Source organism: Methanonatronarchaeum thermophilum, assembly GCF_002153915.1.
Taxonomy (GTDB): Archaea; Halobacteriota; Methanonatronarchaeia; order Methanonatronarchaeales; family Methanonatronarchaeaceae; genus Methanonatronarchaeum; species Methanonatronarchaeum thermophilum.
The window spans coordinates 382,962-399,165 of record NZ_MRZU01000003.1 but is presented as its reverse complement, the minus strand read 5'-3'; the positions used below and the strand labels follow the sequence as shown (position 1 = coordinate 399,165).

The 16,204-nt window shown below is 37.9% G+C and carries 16 protein-coding genes; 11 read left to right on the top strand and 5 right to left on the bottom strand.

All coding sequences use genetic code 11. From position 1 onward, the window contains the following. Nucleotides 1–187 precede the first annotated feature (187 nt). The 3 genes from AMET1_RS03300 to AMET1_RS03290 are packed head-to-tail and all read left to right on the top strand — an operon-like array spanning nt 188 to nt 2,701. Nucleotides 188–1,210, top strand: a complete 1,023-nt coding sequence (locus tag AMET1_RS03300; RefSeq protein WP_143406826.1) for an HAD hydrolase family protein — start codon at nt 188–190, stop codon at nt 1,208–1,210. A 5-nt stretch (nt 1,211–1,215) separates the two neighbouring features. Then, a complete protein-coding gene (locus AMET1_RS03295; protein ID WP_143406825.1) occupies nt 1,216–2,088 on the top strand; it encodes a carbohydrate kinase family protein in 873 nt (290 codons plus the stop codon). A gap of 10 nt (nt 2,089–2,098) precedes the next feature. After that, a complete protein-coding gene (locus tag AMET1_RS03290; protein ID WP_086637054.1) occupies nt 2,099–2,701 on the top strand; it encodes a class I SAM-dependent methyltransferase in 603 nt (200 codons plus the stop codon). Nucleotides 2,702–2,757: 56 nt separating this feature from the next. Here AMET1_RS03290 and AMET1_RS03285 read toward each other — a convergent pair whose 3' ends face one another. Next, a complete protein-coding gene (locus AMET1_RS03285; RefSeq protein WP_086637053.1) occupies nt 2,758–3,744 on the bottom strand; it encodes an Ig-like domain-containing protein in 987 nt (328 codons plus the stop codon). Between the two features lie 298 nt (nt 3,745–4,042). Here AMET1_RS03285 and AMET1_RS03280 point away from each other — a divergent pair, with 298 nt between their 5' ends. Then, a complete protein-coding gene (locus AMET1_RS03280; RefSeq protein WP_086637052.1) occupies nt 4,043–5,740 on the top strand; it encodes a carboxypeptidase-like regulatory domain-containing protein in 1,698 nt (565 codons plus the stop codon). A gap of 107 nt (nt 5,741–5,847) precedes the next feature. On the opposite strand, the gene AMET1_RS03275 is transcribed toward AMET1_RS03280, so the two are convergent. The 3 genes from AMET1_RS03275 to AMET1_RS03265 all read right to left on the bottom strand — a co-directional run bounded on the left by AMET1_RS03275 (nt 5,848) and on the right by AMET1_RS03265 (nt 9,812). Next, entirely contained in the window at nt 5,848–7,380 is a 1,533-nt protein-coding gene (locus AMET1_RS03275) for a 2-isopropylmalate synthase (protein WP_086637051.1), read from the bottom strand. Nucleotides 7,381–7,497: 117 nt separating this feature from the next. Then, nucleotides 7,498–8,763, bottom strand: a complete 1,266-nt coding sequence (gene thiC / locus AMET1_RS03270) for a phosphomethylpyrimidine synthase ThiC (protein WP_086637050.1) — start codon at nt 8,761–8,763, stop codon at nt 7,498–7,500. 20 nt (nt 8,764–8,783) lie between these two features. Continuing rightward, complete coding sequence (locus AMET1_RS03265) at nt 8,784–9,812, bottom strand: PhoU domain-containing protein (RefSeq protein ID WP_086637049.1); 1,029 nt, start codon at nt 9,810–9,812, stop codon at nt 8,784–8,786. 112 nt (nt 9,813–9,924) lie between these two features. On the opposite strand from AMET1_RS03265, the gene AMET1_RS03260 reads away from it, so the two are divergent. The 6 genes from AMET1_RS03260 (at nt 9,925) to AMET1_RS03235 (ending at nt 15,311) form a co-directional block, all read left to right on the top strand. Continuing rightward, on the top strand, nt 9,925–10,914 hold the full coding sequence (locus AMET1_RS03260; protein ID WP_086637048.1) for a substrate-binding domain-containing protein: 990 nt from the start codon (nt 9,925–9,927) through the stop codon (nt 10,912–10,914). A 45-nt stretch (nt 10,915–10,959) separates the two neighbouring features. After that, entirely contained in the window at nt 10,960–11,865 is a 906-nt protein-coding gene (gene pstC / locus AMET1_RS03255) for a phosphate ABC transporter permease subunit PstC (protein WP_086637047.1), read from the top strand. 59 nt (nt 11,866–11,924) lie between these two features. Then, on the top strand, nt 11,925–12,758 hold the full coding sequence (pstA, locus tag AMET1_RS03250; RefSeq protein ID WP_394334878.1) for a phosphate ABC transporter permease PstA: 834 nt from the start codon (nt 11,925–11,927) through the stop codon (nt 12,756–12,758). Nucleotides 12,759–12,765: 7 nt separating this feature from the next. After that, nucleotides 12,766–13,626 carry a phosphate ABC transporter ATP-binding protein PstB gene (gene pstB / locus AMET1_RS03245; protein WP_086637045.1) on the top strand — a complete coding sequence of 287 codons (861 nt, stop codon included), beginning with the start codon at nt 12,766–12,768 and terminating at the stop codon, nt 13,624–13,626. A gap of 40 nt (nt 13,627–13,666) precedes the next feature. After that, the gene (gene phoU, locus AMET1_RS03240; RefSeq protein ID WP_086637044.1) at nt 13,667–14,353 is read left to right on the top strand and encodes a phosphate signaling complex protein PhoU; all 687 of its coding nucleotides are present in this window, start codon (nt 13,667–13,669) and stop codon (nt 14,351–14,353) included. Nucleotides 14,354–14,549: 196 nt separating this feature from the next. Next, nucleotides 14,550–15,311 carry a ZIP family metal transporter gene (locus tag AMET1_RS03235; RefSeq protein WP_086637043.1) on the top strand — a complete coding sequence of 254 codons (762 nt, stop codon included), beginning with the start codon at nt 14,550–14,552 and terminating at the stop codon, nt 15,309–15,311. A 79-nt stretch (nt 15,312–15,390) separates the two neighbouring features. Here the strand turns inward: AMET1_RS03235 and AMET1_RS03230 are convergent, their stop codons facing one another. Continuing rightward, nucleotides 15,391–15,585 (bottom strand): MoaD/ThiS family protein, encoded by a 195-nt coding sequence (locus AMET1_RS03230; protein WP_161490741.1) that lies wholly within the window; start codon nt 15,583–15,585, stop codon nt 15,391–15,393. A 223-nt stretch (nt 15,586–15,808) separates the two neighbouring features. Here AMET1_RS03230 and AMET1_RS03225 point away from each other — a divergent pair, with 223 nt between their 5' ends. Next, nucleotides 15,809–16,171: a hypothetical protein gene (locus tag AMET1_RS03225; protein ID WP_086637041.1), complete on the top strand. Its 363-nt coding sequence runs from the start codon at nt 15,809–15,811 to the stop codon at nt 16,169–16,171. Nucleotides 16,172–16,204: the final 33 nt, after the last annotated feature.

Below are 16,204 nucleotides of genomic sequence, written 5' to 3'. Positions count from 1 at the left end.
TAACAAAAAAAGTAATAAACCTAACTCAAACTTAACTTTATTTTTGTTTTTTTACCTATTATGATTTCTATGAGGTCAGTATTTTTTTGCTCAACTGAATTGTTCAAGTGAATTGTTTTATTTTTTTGTGAGATTAATTCATGTTTGTTTAATATAGTTCGATTTGATTGTTTAATGGAGGATATATATGCGTAAGATTGTTTGTTTTGATTTAGAAGGACCTTTGTCTCCACAAGATAATGCGTTTGAGGTAATGGGGTTATTAGATGGTGGTAAAGAGGTTTTTGAAAAAATAAGTAAGTTTGATGATATTATATCGCTTGAAGGTAGGGAGGGTTATGAGCCTGGTGACACCCTCTCACTAATAGCTCCATTCCTTGTTGCAGAGGGAATTGATGAAAATAACGTCCTTGAAATTTCTAATAAAGCCAAGGTTGTAAATGGTTCTAAAGAACTTGTCAATAGATTAAAAAAAGATGGATGGATAGTTAAGATAATATCAACCAGCTATAGCTATCACGCGCACACTATTGGAGATAGAATAGGAGTTCCGAGTGAAGATATATGGTGCACACAAATAGATTTCAACGAACTTCAGAAATTGATTTCTAAAGACCTTAAAAACCGGATAAAAGAAGTTAGCCATGAAATAGTTGAAATAGATGAAATAGATGGTTTAGTTGAAAAACTGGATAGTTTTTTCTTCAAAGAACTGCCCAAAACAGAGTATGGCAATCCCTTAGAAAGAGTTAAAGTTGTTGGTGGCGCTAAAAAACTTGAGGCGGTTAAAGAGATCTCAAAAAAATACAAAGTACCTTTACAAGACATCTCAGTCGTTGGCGACAGCATAACAGATTACAAAATGCTAGGTGAAATCAAAAAACATGATGGTAAAAGCATAGTTTTTAATGGAAACCAATATGCAATCCCAAACGCCAAATACGCAGTTGGCTCCGAAAACATCCGATACATAGAGCCAATTCTAAATTCAAACGAACCTGAAAAACTGGTTACCCAATGGGAAAAAAATATCGAAAAAATCGAGAAAAACACTGAATCGGCTCCAAAACCAATTAAAGACCTTTTAATAGAACTGGAGACCTCAATACCAGATATACGTTTAGTAAGAGAGGAAGAAACCGAAGAAATAGTAAAAAAACACATAAAATATAGAAAAACCGTTCGTGGAGAAGCCGCAGACCTAGGGTGAACAAAATGGATGTAGTAGGTATTGGAAACCTAAATTGGGACCGCTTGTTATTCACCGATAAACTGGCTGAACGTGGCGGTGAATCACCAATAAACCAAATAGAAGAATCTGCGGGTGGATCGGCTTATAACACCATATCATGGTTATCAAAATACAACCTCCAGCTTGGTTTTATAGGAGCAGTAGGTAAAGACCCCGAAGCCAAATCTATCTTTAAAAACCTAATAGAAAACGACATAGACCACAGCCAAATTCAGAAAAAACCGGGTCGAACCGGCTGTGCATACAGCATAGTAGACTCCGACGGAGACAGAACATTATACACCTATGGAGGAGTAGGTTCACACATCGACTACAACAAAATAAACCAGAAATACCTAACAAAACCAAAATTAATCCACATAAGCTCTTTCTTAGACCAAAAAGGCCACAAATTCACTAAAAAAATACTTGAAACAGACAACCAATTCAGCTACAACCCAGGACCCCTATGCAGGGAACAAGGACTTGAAAAACTCAAACCCATACTAAAGAAAATAAACATCCTCTTCTTAAGTAAAAAAGAACTAGAAGACCTAACCGGGGATAAAACCAACAAAGCACATCAAAAACTACTTAAAATCGGCGTTGAAAAAGTTGTTGTAACACTTGGAAGCCAAGGCTCAACAGTACACACCAGACAAAAAAGCTACAAAGCACCAGCTAAAGACATAAAAATAGTTGATGCAACAGGTGCTGGAGATGCATTCGCAGCAGGATACATAAAAGCATATATAAACAACAAAAACCCAGAAAAATGTCTAAAAGAAGGAAATAAAATAGCCGCAGAATGCCTCCAAAAAACTGGAGGAAGTTACAAACCAAAAAACGACAAATGAGGAAACCAGTATGGAAAAAGACAAATTTGATGAATCACATTGGAACGAAAAATACAAAAAAGGAAGACACCGAAGAGAAGACCCATCCCCCTTCCTAGTTAAATGGATCGAGAAAATACCAAAAGGCAACGCACTCGACATAGCCTGCGGCGCCGGAAGAAACTCAATATACCTAGCTGAACAAGGATACAACGTAGATGCAATAGACATCTCAACCGAAGCCCTAAAAATCGCAAAAGAAAGAGCCAACAAAAAAAACGTAGAAGTCAACTGGATACACGGAGACATACTAAAACTCCAAACCGAACCAAAAAAATACAACCTAATCACATTAAGTTACTTCCATATAAAAGAAAAACAACAAATAAACAAACTAATAAACTCCCTAAAAAAAGGTGGCTACATCATGTGGGAAAGCCACATAAAAACAAACACAAACATAGACATCGGACCCGAAAACAACGAAGTAAGATACAAAAGAGGCCAACTACTAAAACTACTAAACAAACTAACCATCATCGAATACATAGAACGAATAGAAGAAACCATACAAGGAAAAAGAGCCATAGTCAAAACACTAGCAAAAAAGCCAAACCAAACCAAACCAAAATAAAGATAAAATAAAAAAATAATGTGATGTAGGTGGGTTTTTACCCTGAGTTAGGTTCTTTATTGTTTCTTTTTATTTATTAGGGCATAAGCTCCTACTGCACCTATCAATGCAATTAATGCTATTATTAATGTAAATCCAGGCAATTCTGATGTTACTTGGGTGTACATATCATCGCTTAGGTAGATCAGTTCGTTGGTTTTTTCAGCTTGGACATTGAAAGTGCCTGTATCTTCGAATGTGATGACTGCTACTCCATCTTCATCTGTAGTTACTTCTTGGTTTTCAGTTGTGACTGTTGCATTCTCAACCGGCTCTCCATGTTGATCTGTTATTTCATATTCAGCTTCTTCTCCAATAACTACTTCTTCAGGCCCATCTATCGATAACTGTCCATCAGCAACGGTAAATACTTTTGATTCACAGCCTAGTGGTGTTGCTGAAGCACGTATACTGTAGTCCCCACTAACTGTTTCTTCACCAGTAATCCATTTCATTTCTACGCAACAAAGCCTTGCCTCTTCATTTTCCTCATCTATTTCTTGGTATGGGTCTGTTATGAAGCTTACTTCAAAAGCACCGTATTCTGGGTTTTCAGTGTCCACAAAAAGTGTTATCTGGTCGAACTGGGTTTTAACAAGCTCTGCAGAGATATTTTCATCTGTTTCCCCACCCATAATGGCATAGATATCATCGACCTCAAGGTTCTCTACCTTGTTATCCGGTATCTCAATGGAGATATCTCTAACATCAATACCAATATAACTATTTCTTTCGTCATCTAAAGCAGCAAACTGAAGCATTGAATCCATTATATCTTTAAAATGATCAGGATCTTCGAACTCTCCATCAACGATATCTATAGGTGTACACATCTGCATAGTGAAGGTAACATTATCTCCTTTCACAACGTCGCTGGGTTGAATCCGTGGATCTATATACTCTTGTTCTGCTGAAACAGCAGCAACAGACCCTAGAGTAAAAACCAAAACCAATAACGCCACTCCGATTAGTACTGAGATATTTCGTTTAGAAGAACTTTTCATATAACTAAAAACCTCCTTATATCAATTATGTTGATCTACAACATAACTCATAAATGAGTTATATAATTAACCAGTATAAGGTTAACTCATAACAAATCCAAACTAAATAAAAAAATATCAATTATAAAGATAAAGTTTGTTTATACTTAGGATTATTAAATTTACTGATAGTTAGGTCGGATTAGGTTGGATTAATTTAGATAATAAACTGTTTTATGTGGAAGCACATATAAGGTTTGTCGTCTTGTCCATAAAGAATATAACTTAGGTTGTAACTAACTTTATCGGAGGAGAATAAATGGATATTGATGTTCGAATTAAAATAATGTTTGTTTCACTATGTATTGTGGCTTTATTTGTTATAGGGTTGTTAAACCCGGTTTATGGTGCTACGTCGTTTGATGATGAGGATTCTTTTGATATTGATCCTGAAGAATTAACGGCCGGCGTTAAATATGATTCTTTAGTTATATCTGAAATCGATTCAGATATTTCTGGGGATCTAAATGTTGTTATTTCATATGGGGATAGAGAGTTTTATGACATAGATATCGATGATTTTGATTCGGAAGAGTCTGATGAGTTAGATTTGAGTGATGATGATTTTGTTTTTAATGAGAGTGGTGTTTTTAATGTTACCATAACTGATGAGAATAATACGGTTGTTAAAGGCGAGATAACCGTTTATCCACCAGATATTGAATATACTATAGATGGTTTTGATATGGAGTTTATAGCAACATCTGGGCTTGATAGGGAGTATGAGGTAAACATAACTGCATTGGATTTTGAGGGGAATCCTATTGAAAACGGTACTTTATGGATGAATTGTTCAGATGATGTTTTAAATGCAAGTTTTTTTAATGGTTTGAATTGTTCTGATGAAAAATATCTAGAACTAGATAGTGATGGTAATGCTACCTTTGGTTTTACACCTAATAAGCCTGTAGAGGTGTATTGGAAAGTTGGGTGTGAGTCTGTAGATAGTGAGTTGAAAGCTGGAGTTGTAGATACTCCTTTGTTGATTGCCGAATCTCCACATATGGAAGTTTATAGCCCTACGTTAAACCAGACGTTGACCACCGGTGATGATAACATATCGATGGGGTTGCCGTTTGGGGAAACCCATGAGTTAATGGTTACGTTAAAAACAGCTAATTTAAGTGATGCACCTCTTGAAGATGGAATCGAAATCAGCGCAGATGGCTCTATAACTGAGTATCGAGTGTACAGTACAACCGAGTATAATGAAGGGTACTCCGGACAGTTTGGATGGATTTCAATAACTCCTACTGCAACAGGTTCTGAAGCGATTGAGTTGTTGGTTGATGGAGAACCAACTGCTTATATAGATGTTTATAAAGGTGAATATAAAGAACTGGAGATAGATGGGTCTGAAGAAGTAGTTGTAGGTGAGGAGATTGTTTATACAGTAAGTTCAAGTGGTACTGCTGTTGAAGATGCTGAGGTCATTGCAGGCGATAGAACCGGAGTAACGAATGAAGATGGTGAGGTTGTGTTCACATTTAATTCAACTGAAACCGTCGATGTGTTTGCTGAAAAAGAGGGGGATGAAGTTAGTTATTACAATGCTTGGATGGAAACTGAAGTTAAGTACGACCTGGTTGAAAAAGATTTGAATGTGGAAATAAAGACTGATAAAGGACATATAGTTGTTGATAGAGCTGTAGAGATAGAGGTTACATCTGATGGTGAACCAATTGAAAACGCCACCATCTCAACAAACTATCAATCAGAGAATACAGATAGTGATGGATTGGCTGTTATCTATTTCACTCAGGCAGGAGAACATGAACTCCTTGTTGAAGCGGATGGATATCAAACTGGGGATGAAGTTGTTAGTTACAATACTGAAACTTTAACAGTCAATGTCGGAGAAACACCGGGCCAAAACATCATATCGACATTTATTATAGTGGTGTTAACTACATTGGTGATATCGATCGGAAGGGAGATAGGATTTAAAAGAAAGTGATTTAAAAATAAATTTAGATCGATAGAATGGATAGTATGGTTGGTTAGGGTGGTTTTGGGAAGGATGTCAAGGGTTTTTAGACCCCTTTTTTTTTAGGGGTCGGTTTTTTATTGTTTATTTTTGTTTTTTTGTTTTTCTATCATTAGGCGGTTCATTCCTGATATTAATGCGTCTACGCTTGCCATAACTATGTCTTCGCTTTCTGATCTTGCTGTTACGGTTCTTCCTTCGCTGTCTTCTACTTCGATTATTATTTCTGCTATTGCGTCTGATCCGCCTGTTATTGCTTCGACTTTGAATGTTTTTAGGCTTATGTTGGGGAACTCTCCTACTAGTGATTGGGCTGCGTTTATTGCTGCGTCTACTGGCCCTACTCCTATGTCGGAGGCTCTTTTTTCTTTGCCTTCTATTTTGGCTTTTATTGAGGCTGTGGGGGTCATTTGGTTTCCTGTCATTACTGCGAGTTCTTGTAGGTCTATGACTTTTTTGGAGACTGAGTTCATTACTACTTCTGCTATTGTGTAGAGGTCTACGTCGGTTACTTTTTTGCCTTTGTCTCCTAGGTTTTTTACTCTTGAGACTATTTCGTTTAGTTGTTCTTCGTTGGGGTTTAGTCCTGCGTCTGAAAGCATGGTTTTTACTGCGTGCCTGCCTACGTGTTTTCCTGGGACTAGACGTCTTTTATGGCCGACCATTTCTGGGGTCATGATTCCTGGTTCGAAGGTTTCGCTATCAGATATGACTCCTTGTGCGTGTATTCCGGATTCGTGTGAGAATGCGTTTTCTCCGATTATGGGTGTGTTGGGTAGTATTGGGATTCCTGTTAGTCTTTCTACTAGTTTTGATGTTTCGTAGAGTTTTTCTGTTTTTATGTTTGTTTGGAGGTTGAGTAGGCATTCTATTCCCATGACTGTTTGTTGTAGTGATGCGTTTCCGGCTCTTTCTCCTATTCCGTTTATTGTGGTTTGTACTTGGCTTGCTCCGAATTCGATGCCGTGTAGGCTGTTTGCTACTGCTAGTCCGAAATCGTTGTGGCAGTGTATGTCTATTGGAATTGAGATTTCTTTTGATATCTTTTTGATTAGTTGTCCCATTGCGTGTGGGGTGGTTATTCCAACGGTGTCTGGGACGTTTATTGTGTCTGCTCCGGCTTGTTCTGCTTTTTGGTAGACATCTATGAGGTAGTCTAAGTCGGTTCTTGTTGCGTCCATTGCTGAGAATAGACAGTTTACGTCGTGGTCTTTTAGGTATGTTATCTGGTCGGCTATGATCTCTTTGACTTGTTTTTTTGTTTTTTTGATTGTGTGTTTTAGTTGTATGTCGGATGTTGATATGAATAGGTGTATTGTGTCGACTCCGGCTTCTATACATGCGTCTATGTCTGTTTTTTTTGCTCTTGCTAGGCCACAGATGTTTGTGTCGAAGTTTTGTTGTATTATTTTTTTAGCGGAATCCATCTCTCCTTTTGATGAGGAGGGGAATCCTACTTCTATTACATCGACGTTTAGGGCGTCTAGTTGGTTTGCTATGTTTATTTTGTCTTCGATACTGAGTGAAACTCCTGGTGTTTGTTCTCCATCGCGTAGTGTTGTATCGAATATCCGTATTTTTCTATCTTTATTTTCGGTGTAGAACATCATCCCTCATATTAGAACCTCTTTTTGGTACCGATGTTGATCTTGGCTGTAAAAAAAGACATCGGCTTCAAATGAAGTAATGGGGTTAGTGGTATATCTTTGTTTGGGATTTTTGTTGTTTTATTTGGTTTTTTTGAGGTATTTTTCTGTTGTTTTGATTGCACATTTGTCTGAGCACATGCTGCATGTTTCTGGGTCTTCGGTTGGTCTTTGTTTTCTTAGTTGTGTTGGTTTTTGTGGGTCTATTGCTTGTTCGATTTGTTTTTCCCAGTTTAGATTTTTTCTTGCATCTGCCATTTCTTTGTCTTTTTGTTTTTTGATTCCGTTTGCTATGTCGGCTGCGTGGCCGGCTATTTTTGAAGCTATGACTCCTTCTTTTACGTCTTGTTTGTTTGGTAGGCATAGGTGTTCTGCTGGTGTTACGTAGCATAGGTGGTCGGCTCCATGCCATGCTGCTATTGCACCTCCTATTGCTCCTGTGATGTGGTCGTATCCTGGTGCGATGTCGGTTACGAGTGGGCCGAGTACGTAGAATGGTGCTTGGTTGCATAGTTTTTTCTGGATTTCGATGTTGAATTTTATTTCGTTCATTGGTATGTGTCCGGGGCCTTCAACCATTACTTGTACGTTGTTTTCTTGGCATTTTTCAACTTGTTTGGATAGTGTTTGGAGTTCTGTTAGTTGTGGTTTGTCTGTTGCGTCGTTGATGCATCCGGGTCTCATTCCGTCGCCTAGGCTTAGTGTCATGTCGTATTGGCTTGCTATTTCTAGTATTTTGTCGAATTCTTTGTGTAATGGGTTTTCTTGTTGGTGGTGTGTGATCCATGCTGATATCAATGAACCTCCTCTGCTGACTATGTCCATGGTTCTGTTTGTTTTGTTTAGTTTTTGTAGTACTTCTTGTGTTATTCCTGAGTGGATTGTTATGAAGTCTACTCCCATTTCTGCGTGGTTTTCGATTGTTTGTAGTATGTGGTTGGATGTTATTTCTGGTATTGGTTTTTTGTGAAATGCTCTATATAGGGGGACTGTTCCTATTGGGGTTTCTGTTTTTTTGATTAGTTGTTTGAGTGTTTTTTGCATGTTTTTTCCGAGGCTTAGGTCCATTATTGTGTCTGCTCCGGCGTTTATTGCTGTTTCTGCTTTTTTTATTTCGTTTTCTATGTTTTGGTAGTCTGGTGATGTTCCTATGTTTGCGTTGACTTTTGTGGTTAGGCCTTTTCCGATTCCGGTTGGTTTTTTTATTTCTCTTTTTATGTTTTTTGGGATTACTACTTGGCCTTTTGCGATTTTTCTTTTTAGTTCTTTTGTGGTTATGTTTTCTTGTTTTGCGATTTGTTTTATTTCTTTTGTGGTTTTTCCTTTTTTTGCGTTTTTTATTTGCATTTTGAATCGTTTTTAGGTTTTTAGTTGTTGGTTTTTGTTGTTGCGAAGTTTTTTATGTTTATGTTTATTTCGTTTTCTGTCATGTCGCTGATGTATTGGGCGATTCTGCTTAGTGAGATCATTATGTCTGTGTATTTTCTTACTAGTGATGGGTTTTCTAGGTCTGTAAATAGTTTTGTGTGTATTTCTTTGTGTCTTTTTTGGAATTGTTTTATTTCGTTGAATACTTCTTCGTAGTTGTTTAGTTGTGTGTTTGTTCTTGTTTCCCATGCTTTGTTTAGGAGTTTTCGTAGCATTTTTGATAGTTCTACTATTTTTTCTGATATCTGTGTTTTGTCGTCTCCTTTCATTATCTGTAGGTATACTCTGCATATGTCTTCTATGTGGTCTGATGCACGTTCGAAGCTTTTTACTATTGCGTAATAGCTTATTACGTCTCTTGGTGATTTTATTTCTATTTCTTCGTGTATTGCTTGGTATGTTGTTGCGTAATTTAGTTCTCTTACTACTAAGAAGTATAGTCGGTCTACTTCGGCTTCTCTCATTAATGCGTCTTTTATCATTTCTTTGTCGTTTAGGCTTATTCCTTTTTCCAGGTCGTGGAGCATTGAGTCCATTGTGTTGTGGATTCTGTTTAGTACTTTTATTGCTCCCATTCTTTTGTAGTCTATGAATACTTCTAGTGTTATTTTGTCTCCGATGTCTTCTACGAGTTCTATTCCTATTAGGTTGTTTATTGCTTTTTCTAGTTTCTTTTTGAACTCTACTTTTGTTTTTTCGTTTAGTTTGATTATGATTGTTTCTGCACCCATTAGGTAGGCTGCTATTACTGTTCTAAGCAGTCCGTTTGGTGTTGGTATCTCTTTTGTATCTATTTTTATGTGTTTTGATGCTGTTCCACCTGTTTCGGTATATATGTTTATTGCTGATTCGCTTTTGGATAGTAGTACTGTGTCGCCTTCCTCTATCTCAAATTCTTTTATCCATTTTTTTGGTAGTGACATTACGTAGGTTGAGCCACCGCTTTTGTATATTTTTCTTGATTCCATTGATAGACACCAAAATATAGTATATAAGGTATATACTGTATATATGTATAAGTTATTATATTGGTAAACTATATATGTCTAACCCATTTAGCAATAAACTGGTGAAAAACAATTGGACTGGCCAGAGAAACAAGAGTTCACTGAAAAAATAAACAGAAGAGACTTCCTCAAACTGATAGCAGCAACAACAACTACAGCACTAATACCCGGCTGCATAAACATAGGAGGAAGATACAGAATCAACATAGATGGCAGTGGAACAATATACCCACTCGCAATGTTCATAGCAAGAAGATTCCACGACGAATATGAAAACCGAGCAGAAATCTCCTTAGGAACATCAGGAACAGGTGGAGGATTCTCAAAACTAGCCGAAGGCGAAACACATTTCAACAATGCAAGCAGACCAATCACCGAATCAGAAATACAAAAATGCAAACAAAACAACATAGAATACGAAGAATTCGAACTAACATACGATGGTATAGTAGTCGTCGTAAACAAAAACGCCGACTGGATCGACGACATAACCACTGAACAACTAAGACAGATATGGAGACCAGATAACTACGCAGAAAAATGGATCGACATAAACCCAAACTGGCCAGATAAAAAATTCGAATTATACGGACCAACAAGCGCCTCAGGAACATTTGACTACTTCACAAAAGAAATAGTAGGTGAAACAGGCGCTTCAAGAAGATACACCGGTTTCGAAAACCACAACTACAACATAACCGCAGTAAGACAACAAAAATACTCAATGGCATACTTCGGATATAGATACTACCACAACAACAAAGAACACCTGAAAGCACTTGCAATAGACCACGGCGAAGGCCCAATAAAACCGAACTTCGAAACAATAAGAACAGAAAAATATCAACCATTAAGAAGACCGGTATACACATACGCCAACACCGAGTCACTTAAAAAGAAACACATAAGAGACTTCTTAAAATACTATATTGAATCATCAGCAAGCCAAGACATACAACAGATAGGATATGTACCTGGTGGCGACGAATTAAAACAAAAAAACCTAGAAAAATTAAATCAGATATTAGATGAAATAGGTGTAGAAGAACACACCGACCGATAAACCCCCACCAAAACACTCCTACAAGAAGATGGAATAGGATACAAAATGACCAATAGCCTCGACTCAACACGCCTAAGAAATCTAAAAGAAAAAGGATTCAAACTACTATTTCTAACCTGCGCAATAATCTCCATAATCACCACATTAGCAATAATATACATACTTGTAAGCGATTCAATCAGCTTTTTCTCCGAAATACCAATAACCGAGTTCCTGCTTGGAACCGAATGGTATCCAACAATGATGCCACAAGAGTTCGGAGTCCTACCACTTCTCGCAGGAACAATAATGATAACAGTAGGAGCAGCAATCGTCGCCATACCTCTAGGAGTCGCAACAGCCGTATACCTAAGCGAATACGCCGACAAAAGACTACGTAAAATAATTAAACCAATACTAGAAGTACTAGCCGGAATACCAACAATCGTATACGGTTTTTTCGCCCTAACCTTCATAACACCAATACTGCAAAACATATTCCCAGACGTAGGAATATTCAACGCAGCCAGCGCAAGCATAGTTGTAGGAATAATGATACTACCAATGATATCAAGCCTCAGCGAAGACGCAATAAACGCCGTCCCAGACGAAATTAAAAGAGGTGGCTACGCCTTAGGAGCCACCAAACTACGGGTAACAACCAACATAACAATACCAGCAGCATTATCAGGAATCCTATCATCATTCATCCTAGGAATATCAAGAGCAATCGGAGAAACAATGGCAGTAACAATCGCAGCAGGAAGAACCCCCAACATAACAGCAAACCCATTCGAATCAATACAAACAATGACCTCAGCAATGGTAGAAATCGGCTCAAGCGACGTAGCAGTAGGCTCACTACCATACCAAAGCCTGTTCGCCGTCGGCCTCCTCCTATTCATAATAACACTACTTATGAACATGGTTAGCCAGTACATGAAATCAAAATACCAGGAGGTATACGACTAATGGACATAAAAACCACCATCCAAGACCTAAAGAACTTCAAACTAATCAAAGGCGAAGAGATGGATAGTCTTGGAGGAAGAATCTTCGCCACAATATGCCTCCTAGCAACAATGGTAGGAATATTAGCATTAATCGTACTACTAGCAGACGTATTAAAAAGCGGTTGGACCTGGCTATCAATAGACTTCATAACAGGCCTACCATCAATCCTACCCGAAGAAGCAGGAATCTATCCCGCACTAATAGGCTCGATATACCTGATGATATTAACAGCATTCTTCACACTACCTATAGGAGTAGGAACCGCAATATACCTCGAAGAATACGCAAAAGATGGAAAACTAAAAAGAATAATAGAAACCAACATATCAAACCTTGCAGGAGTCCCATCCATAGTATACGGCCTATTAGGACTCGCTTTATTCGTAAGAGCACTACAGATGGGAAGCAGCCTAATAGCCGGAGCATTAACCCTAACACTACTTATACTACCAATAGTGATAGTTTCATCTCAAGAAGCATTAAAATCAGTACCAAACAGCCTGAGAAGAGCTTCATACGGATTGGGAGCAACAAAATGGGAAACAATCAGAAACGTAGTCCTACCAAAAGCCCTTCCAGGAATAATGACGGGAACGATACTATCACTATCAAGAGCAGTTGGAGAAACAGCTCCACTAATAATGATAGGTGCAGCAACCTCCATGTTCACAACACCAGATGGATTGTTCAGCCAGTTCAGCGCCCTACCACTACAGATATACGGATGGATACAAGAACCGGTTGAAGCATTCCAAAACGAAATAGCAGCAGCCGGAATCATACTGCTACTAGCCTTACTCCTCACCATGAACTCAATAGCAGTATTAATAAGAAATAGATATGAAAGGTGAGAAAAATATGTTAAAAAAATTCTTATCAACAACAGGATTAAACGAACCAAAAACAATAGAAAGCAAAAAAACAGAAAAAACCCAACCCATAGAGATAGATGGAGAATACATAGAAAACCCAGCAATGAACGTTAGAGACCTAGAAGTGTACTACGGAGAAACACAAGCACTAAACGGAATAACACTCGACATACCAAGAAACCAAGTAACAGCAATCATCGGACCAAGTGGCTGTGGAAAATCAACATTCATACGCTGCCTAAACCGAATGAACGACATGATCGAAAACTGCACAATAAAAGGCCGCATCGAATACAACGGAACAAACATATACGAAAAAGGAATCGACACCGCAAAACTACGGCGAGAGATCGGGATGGTATTCCAAAAACCAAATCCATTCCCCAAATCCATATACGACAACATCGCATACGGACCAAAAATAGCAGGAATAAAAGACAAAAACAAACTTGACAACATAGTAGAAAAAAGCCTAAAAGATGCAGCACTATGGGACGAAGTATCTGACAGACTAGACGAATCAGCACTAGACATGAGCGGAGGACAACAACAAAGACTATGCATAGCAAGAGCACTAGCAGTAGAACCCGAAATAATCCTAATGGACGAACCCGCATCCGCGTTAGACCCAGTCGCAATGTCCAAAATAGAAGACCTAATATTTAAACTAAAAGACAACTACACCGTAGTAATCGTAACTCACAACATGCAACAAGCCGCAAGAGTAAGCGACTACACCACATTCCTATACATGGGAGACCTAATCGAATTCTCAAAAACCGACAGACTATTCGAAAACCCCAAGAAAAAAAGAACCGAAGACTACATAACAGGAAGATTCGGATAAAAACAAAACCAAAACCCAACCAAAAACAGAGTTGAATAAAATGAAAGAAATAGAAGAAGACACATCCGAACCCCCAAGAAGAAAAAGCTTCGAAGAAGCAATAGAAGAAACCAGAAACGACATACTAAAACTATGCCACCTATCCAGAGAAGCAATATGCAAATCGGTCGAAATCCTAGAAAACTACGATGCAGCAAAAATAGAACAAGTATACGAAATAGAAGAAAAAAGCAACAAAATAACCCTAAAAGTAGAAAAAGACTGCATGCGCCTCATAACACTACACCAACCGGTAGCAAGCGACCTAAGATTCATAGCATCAATGATGAAGATATCCGACAACCTAGAACGAATATGCGACCTAGGAGAAAGAATAACCATAATCGCAGAAAAAAGAGGCGACAAACCACCAATCAAACCACTAGTAGACACAAAAAGAATGGTCGAAACAACATCAGAAATGATAGAAATAGTCGAAAACTCAATAATGAACAAAAAAATAGGAGAAATAGAATCACTCTCAGAATATGACGACATAGTTGACGAAGCATTCACACAAATACAAAATGAACTATTCATCTTCATGGTCAAAGACCCAAAAACAGTTGACGAAGCAACAGACCTATTATTCGTAGCCAGATACCTCGAAAGAGCAGGCGACCTAGTATGCAAAATAGGAGCCAGAATAGTATACATGCTAGAAGGACGCCGAGTAAGAATCAAATAACACACAAAAAAACACAAATACCAACCCAAACCAACTTAATCCAACTAAAAACCCTGAAAAACCATAAGATAACTCTAAAAAACTATTTCTATAACTAAAAAACACTGTTAATTGCTCTAGGTTACTTAAATAACTCTAAAAACTTATTATAAGTATTGAAATTAAATTTTAAATAGATATAAACCTGGAGAAAAAAATGCAAGAACTAATCTGGATTTTAACCGCCACCACAATAATAGCATTACTGGCTTGGATTGGAATACTCACACTCGCATTAAAACAAAAAACCTTTAAAAAACTTATAAAACTATTAGTAGCATTTGCAGCCGGTACTTTAATCGCAGCAGCATTTATACACCTAATACCTGAAGCATTCGATAACCTAGGAGTTGGACATGGTGAACTAACAGCACCCTTACTAATAATAGGTGGATTCCTATTTTTCTTCATACTAGAACAATACCTCCATTGGCATCACTGCCATAAAACACCTCAAGAACACGAAAAAACTCCATTCAGCTATCTAATCCTAATAGCAAATGGAATCCACAACTACGTCGATGGAATACTAATAGGAGCCGCATTCCTAGTCGACTACAGCCTAGGCATAGTAACCGCAATTGGAGTGGCCGCACACGAAATCCCACAAGAACTAGGAAACTTCGGAATACTAGTATACGGTGGATGGGAAAAAATAAAAGCATTATCCGTAAACTTCATAGCAGCTCTACTAATAGTGCCCGGAGGAATAACAGCATACCTTGGAGCAGAGATAATAGACCCAATGTACATAATACCATTGGCGGCAGGAGGATTCATATATATAGGGGCAGCAGACCTAATACCAGAAATACACGACGGAGAAAACCTAAAAACAAGCTTGATAATCCTAACAATGTTCATACTGGGAATAGCAATAATACTAGGAGTGGAAACCCTAATCCCACATCACCACTAAAAACCATCAAGGAACCAGAAACAAAACAAAACAAAACAAAATAAAATAAAATAAAGTAAAGTTGGAGGGCTACTTATGATCACCCTCCAGAAACAACCTTATGAACTCCTATGCGTCTAGAACCTCCAATTTCTTCATCTATTGGTACAAACCTATCGTTTTTGGTAAAGACCATAGATTCTGCATCTAACTCAAGTTGTTCAACCAAACTAGATATCTTGGCTCCCTCGCTAACTTCCACTTCAACCTCTTCATCTTCTATCTCAACAATCACTTTTCCGATCTTCTTCCCTCCTCAATCTCCTTGATGTCATCCAAATGCTCCTCAAGCAATTTCTCCTCGAGTTCTTTAGATTTTTTAGTTCCCTTTCTTTTCCTAGACATTTACATCACCTAGAGGCAAGATCAAACCCTACATACCTATCTAGAAATTAAACTCTAAAAATCTATCGATAAAAAAAATCAAAATAAATATACGAAAAACATATCATTAAACAATGAAATTGAATAAAAATTCAAAAAGAATTCTAACCGCAATAGCCTTAGGCGGACTACTAGGAGTTTTATGTATATTAGGCGTTGGAGTACGGATTGGGTATGCTGGAAACGAATGGTTCCTAACTGGAATGTGGTACAACAGAGTTATTATGGGAGGTATTATAGGGTTTGCAGGAGGTTGGACATTGATACCAGGCGCTCAAAACTGGCTTAAAAACGCAGCATTAAGAGGCCTGTTACTCGGTATATTTGTTACCTCAGCAATAGCAATCACAACAGGATTTAAAGACGTACCAAGTTGGTTTGCAGGAGTAGCATACGGAGTCATAATAGACACAGTAACAACATACCTAAATAAATAAAAAAGGAAGGAGGGATAGATCGGCCCTATAATT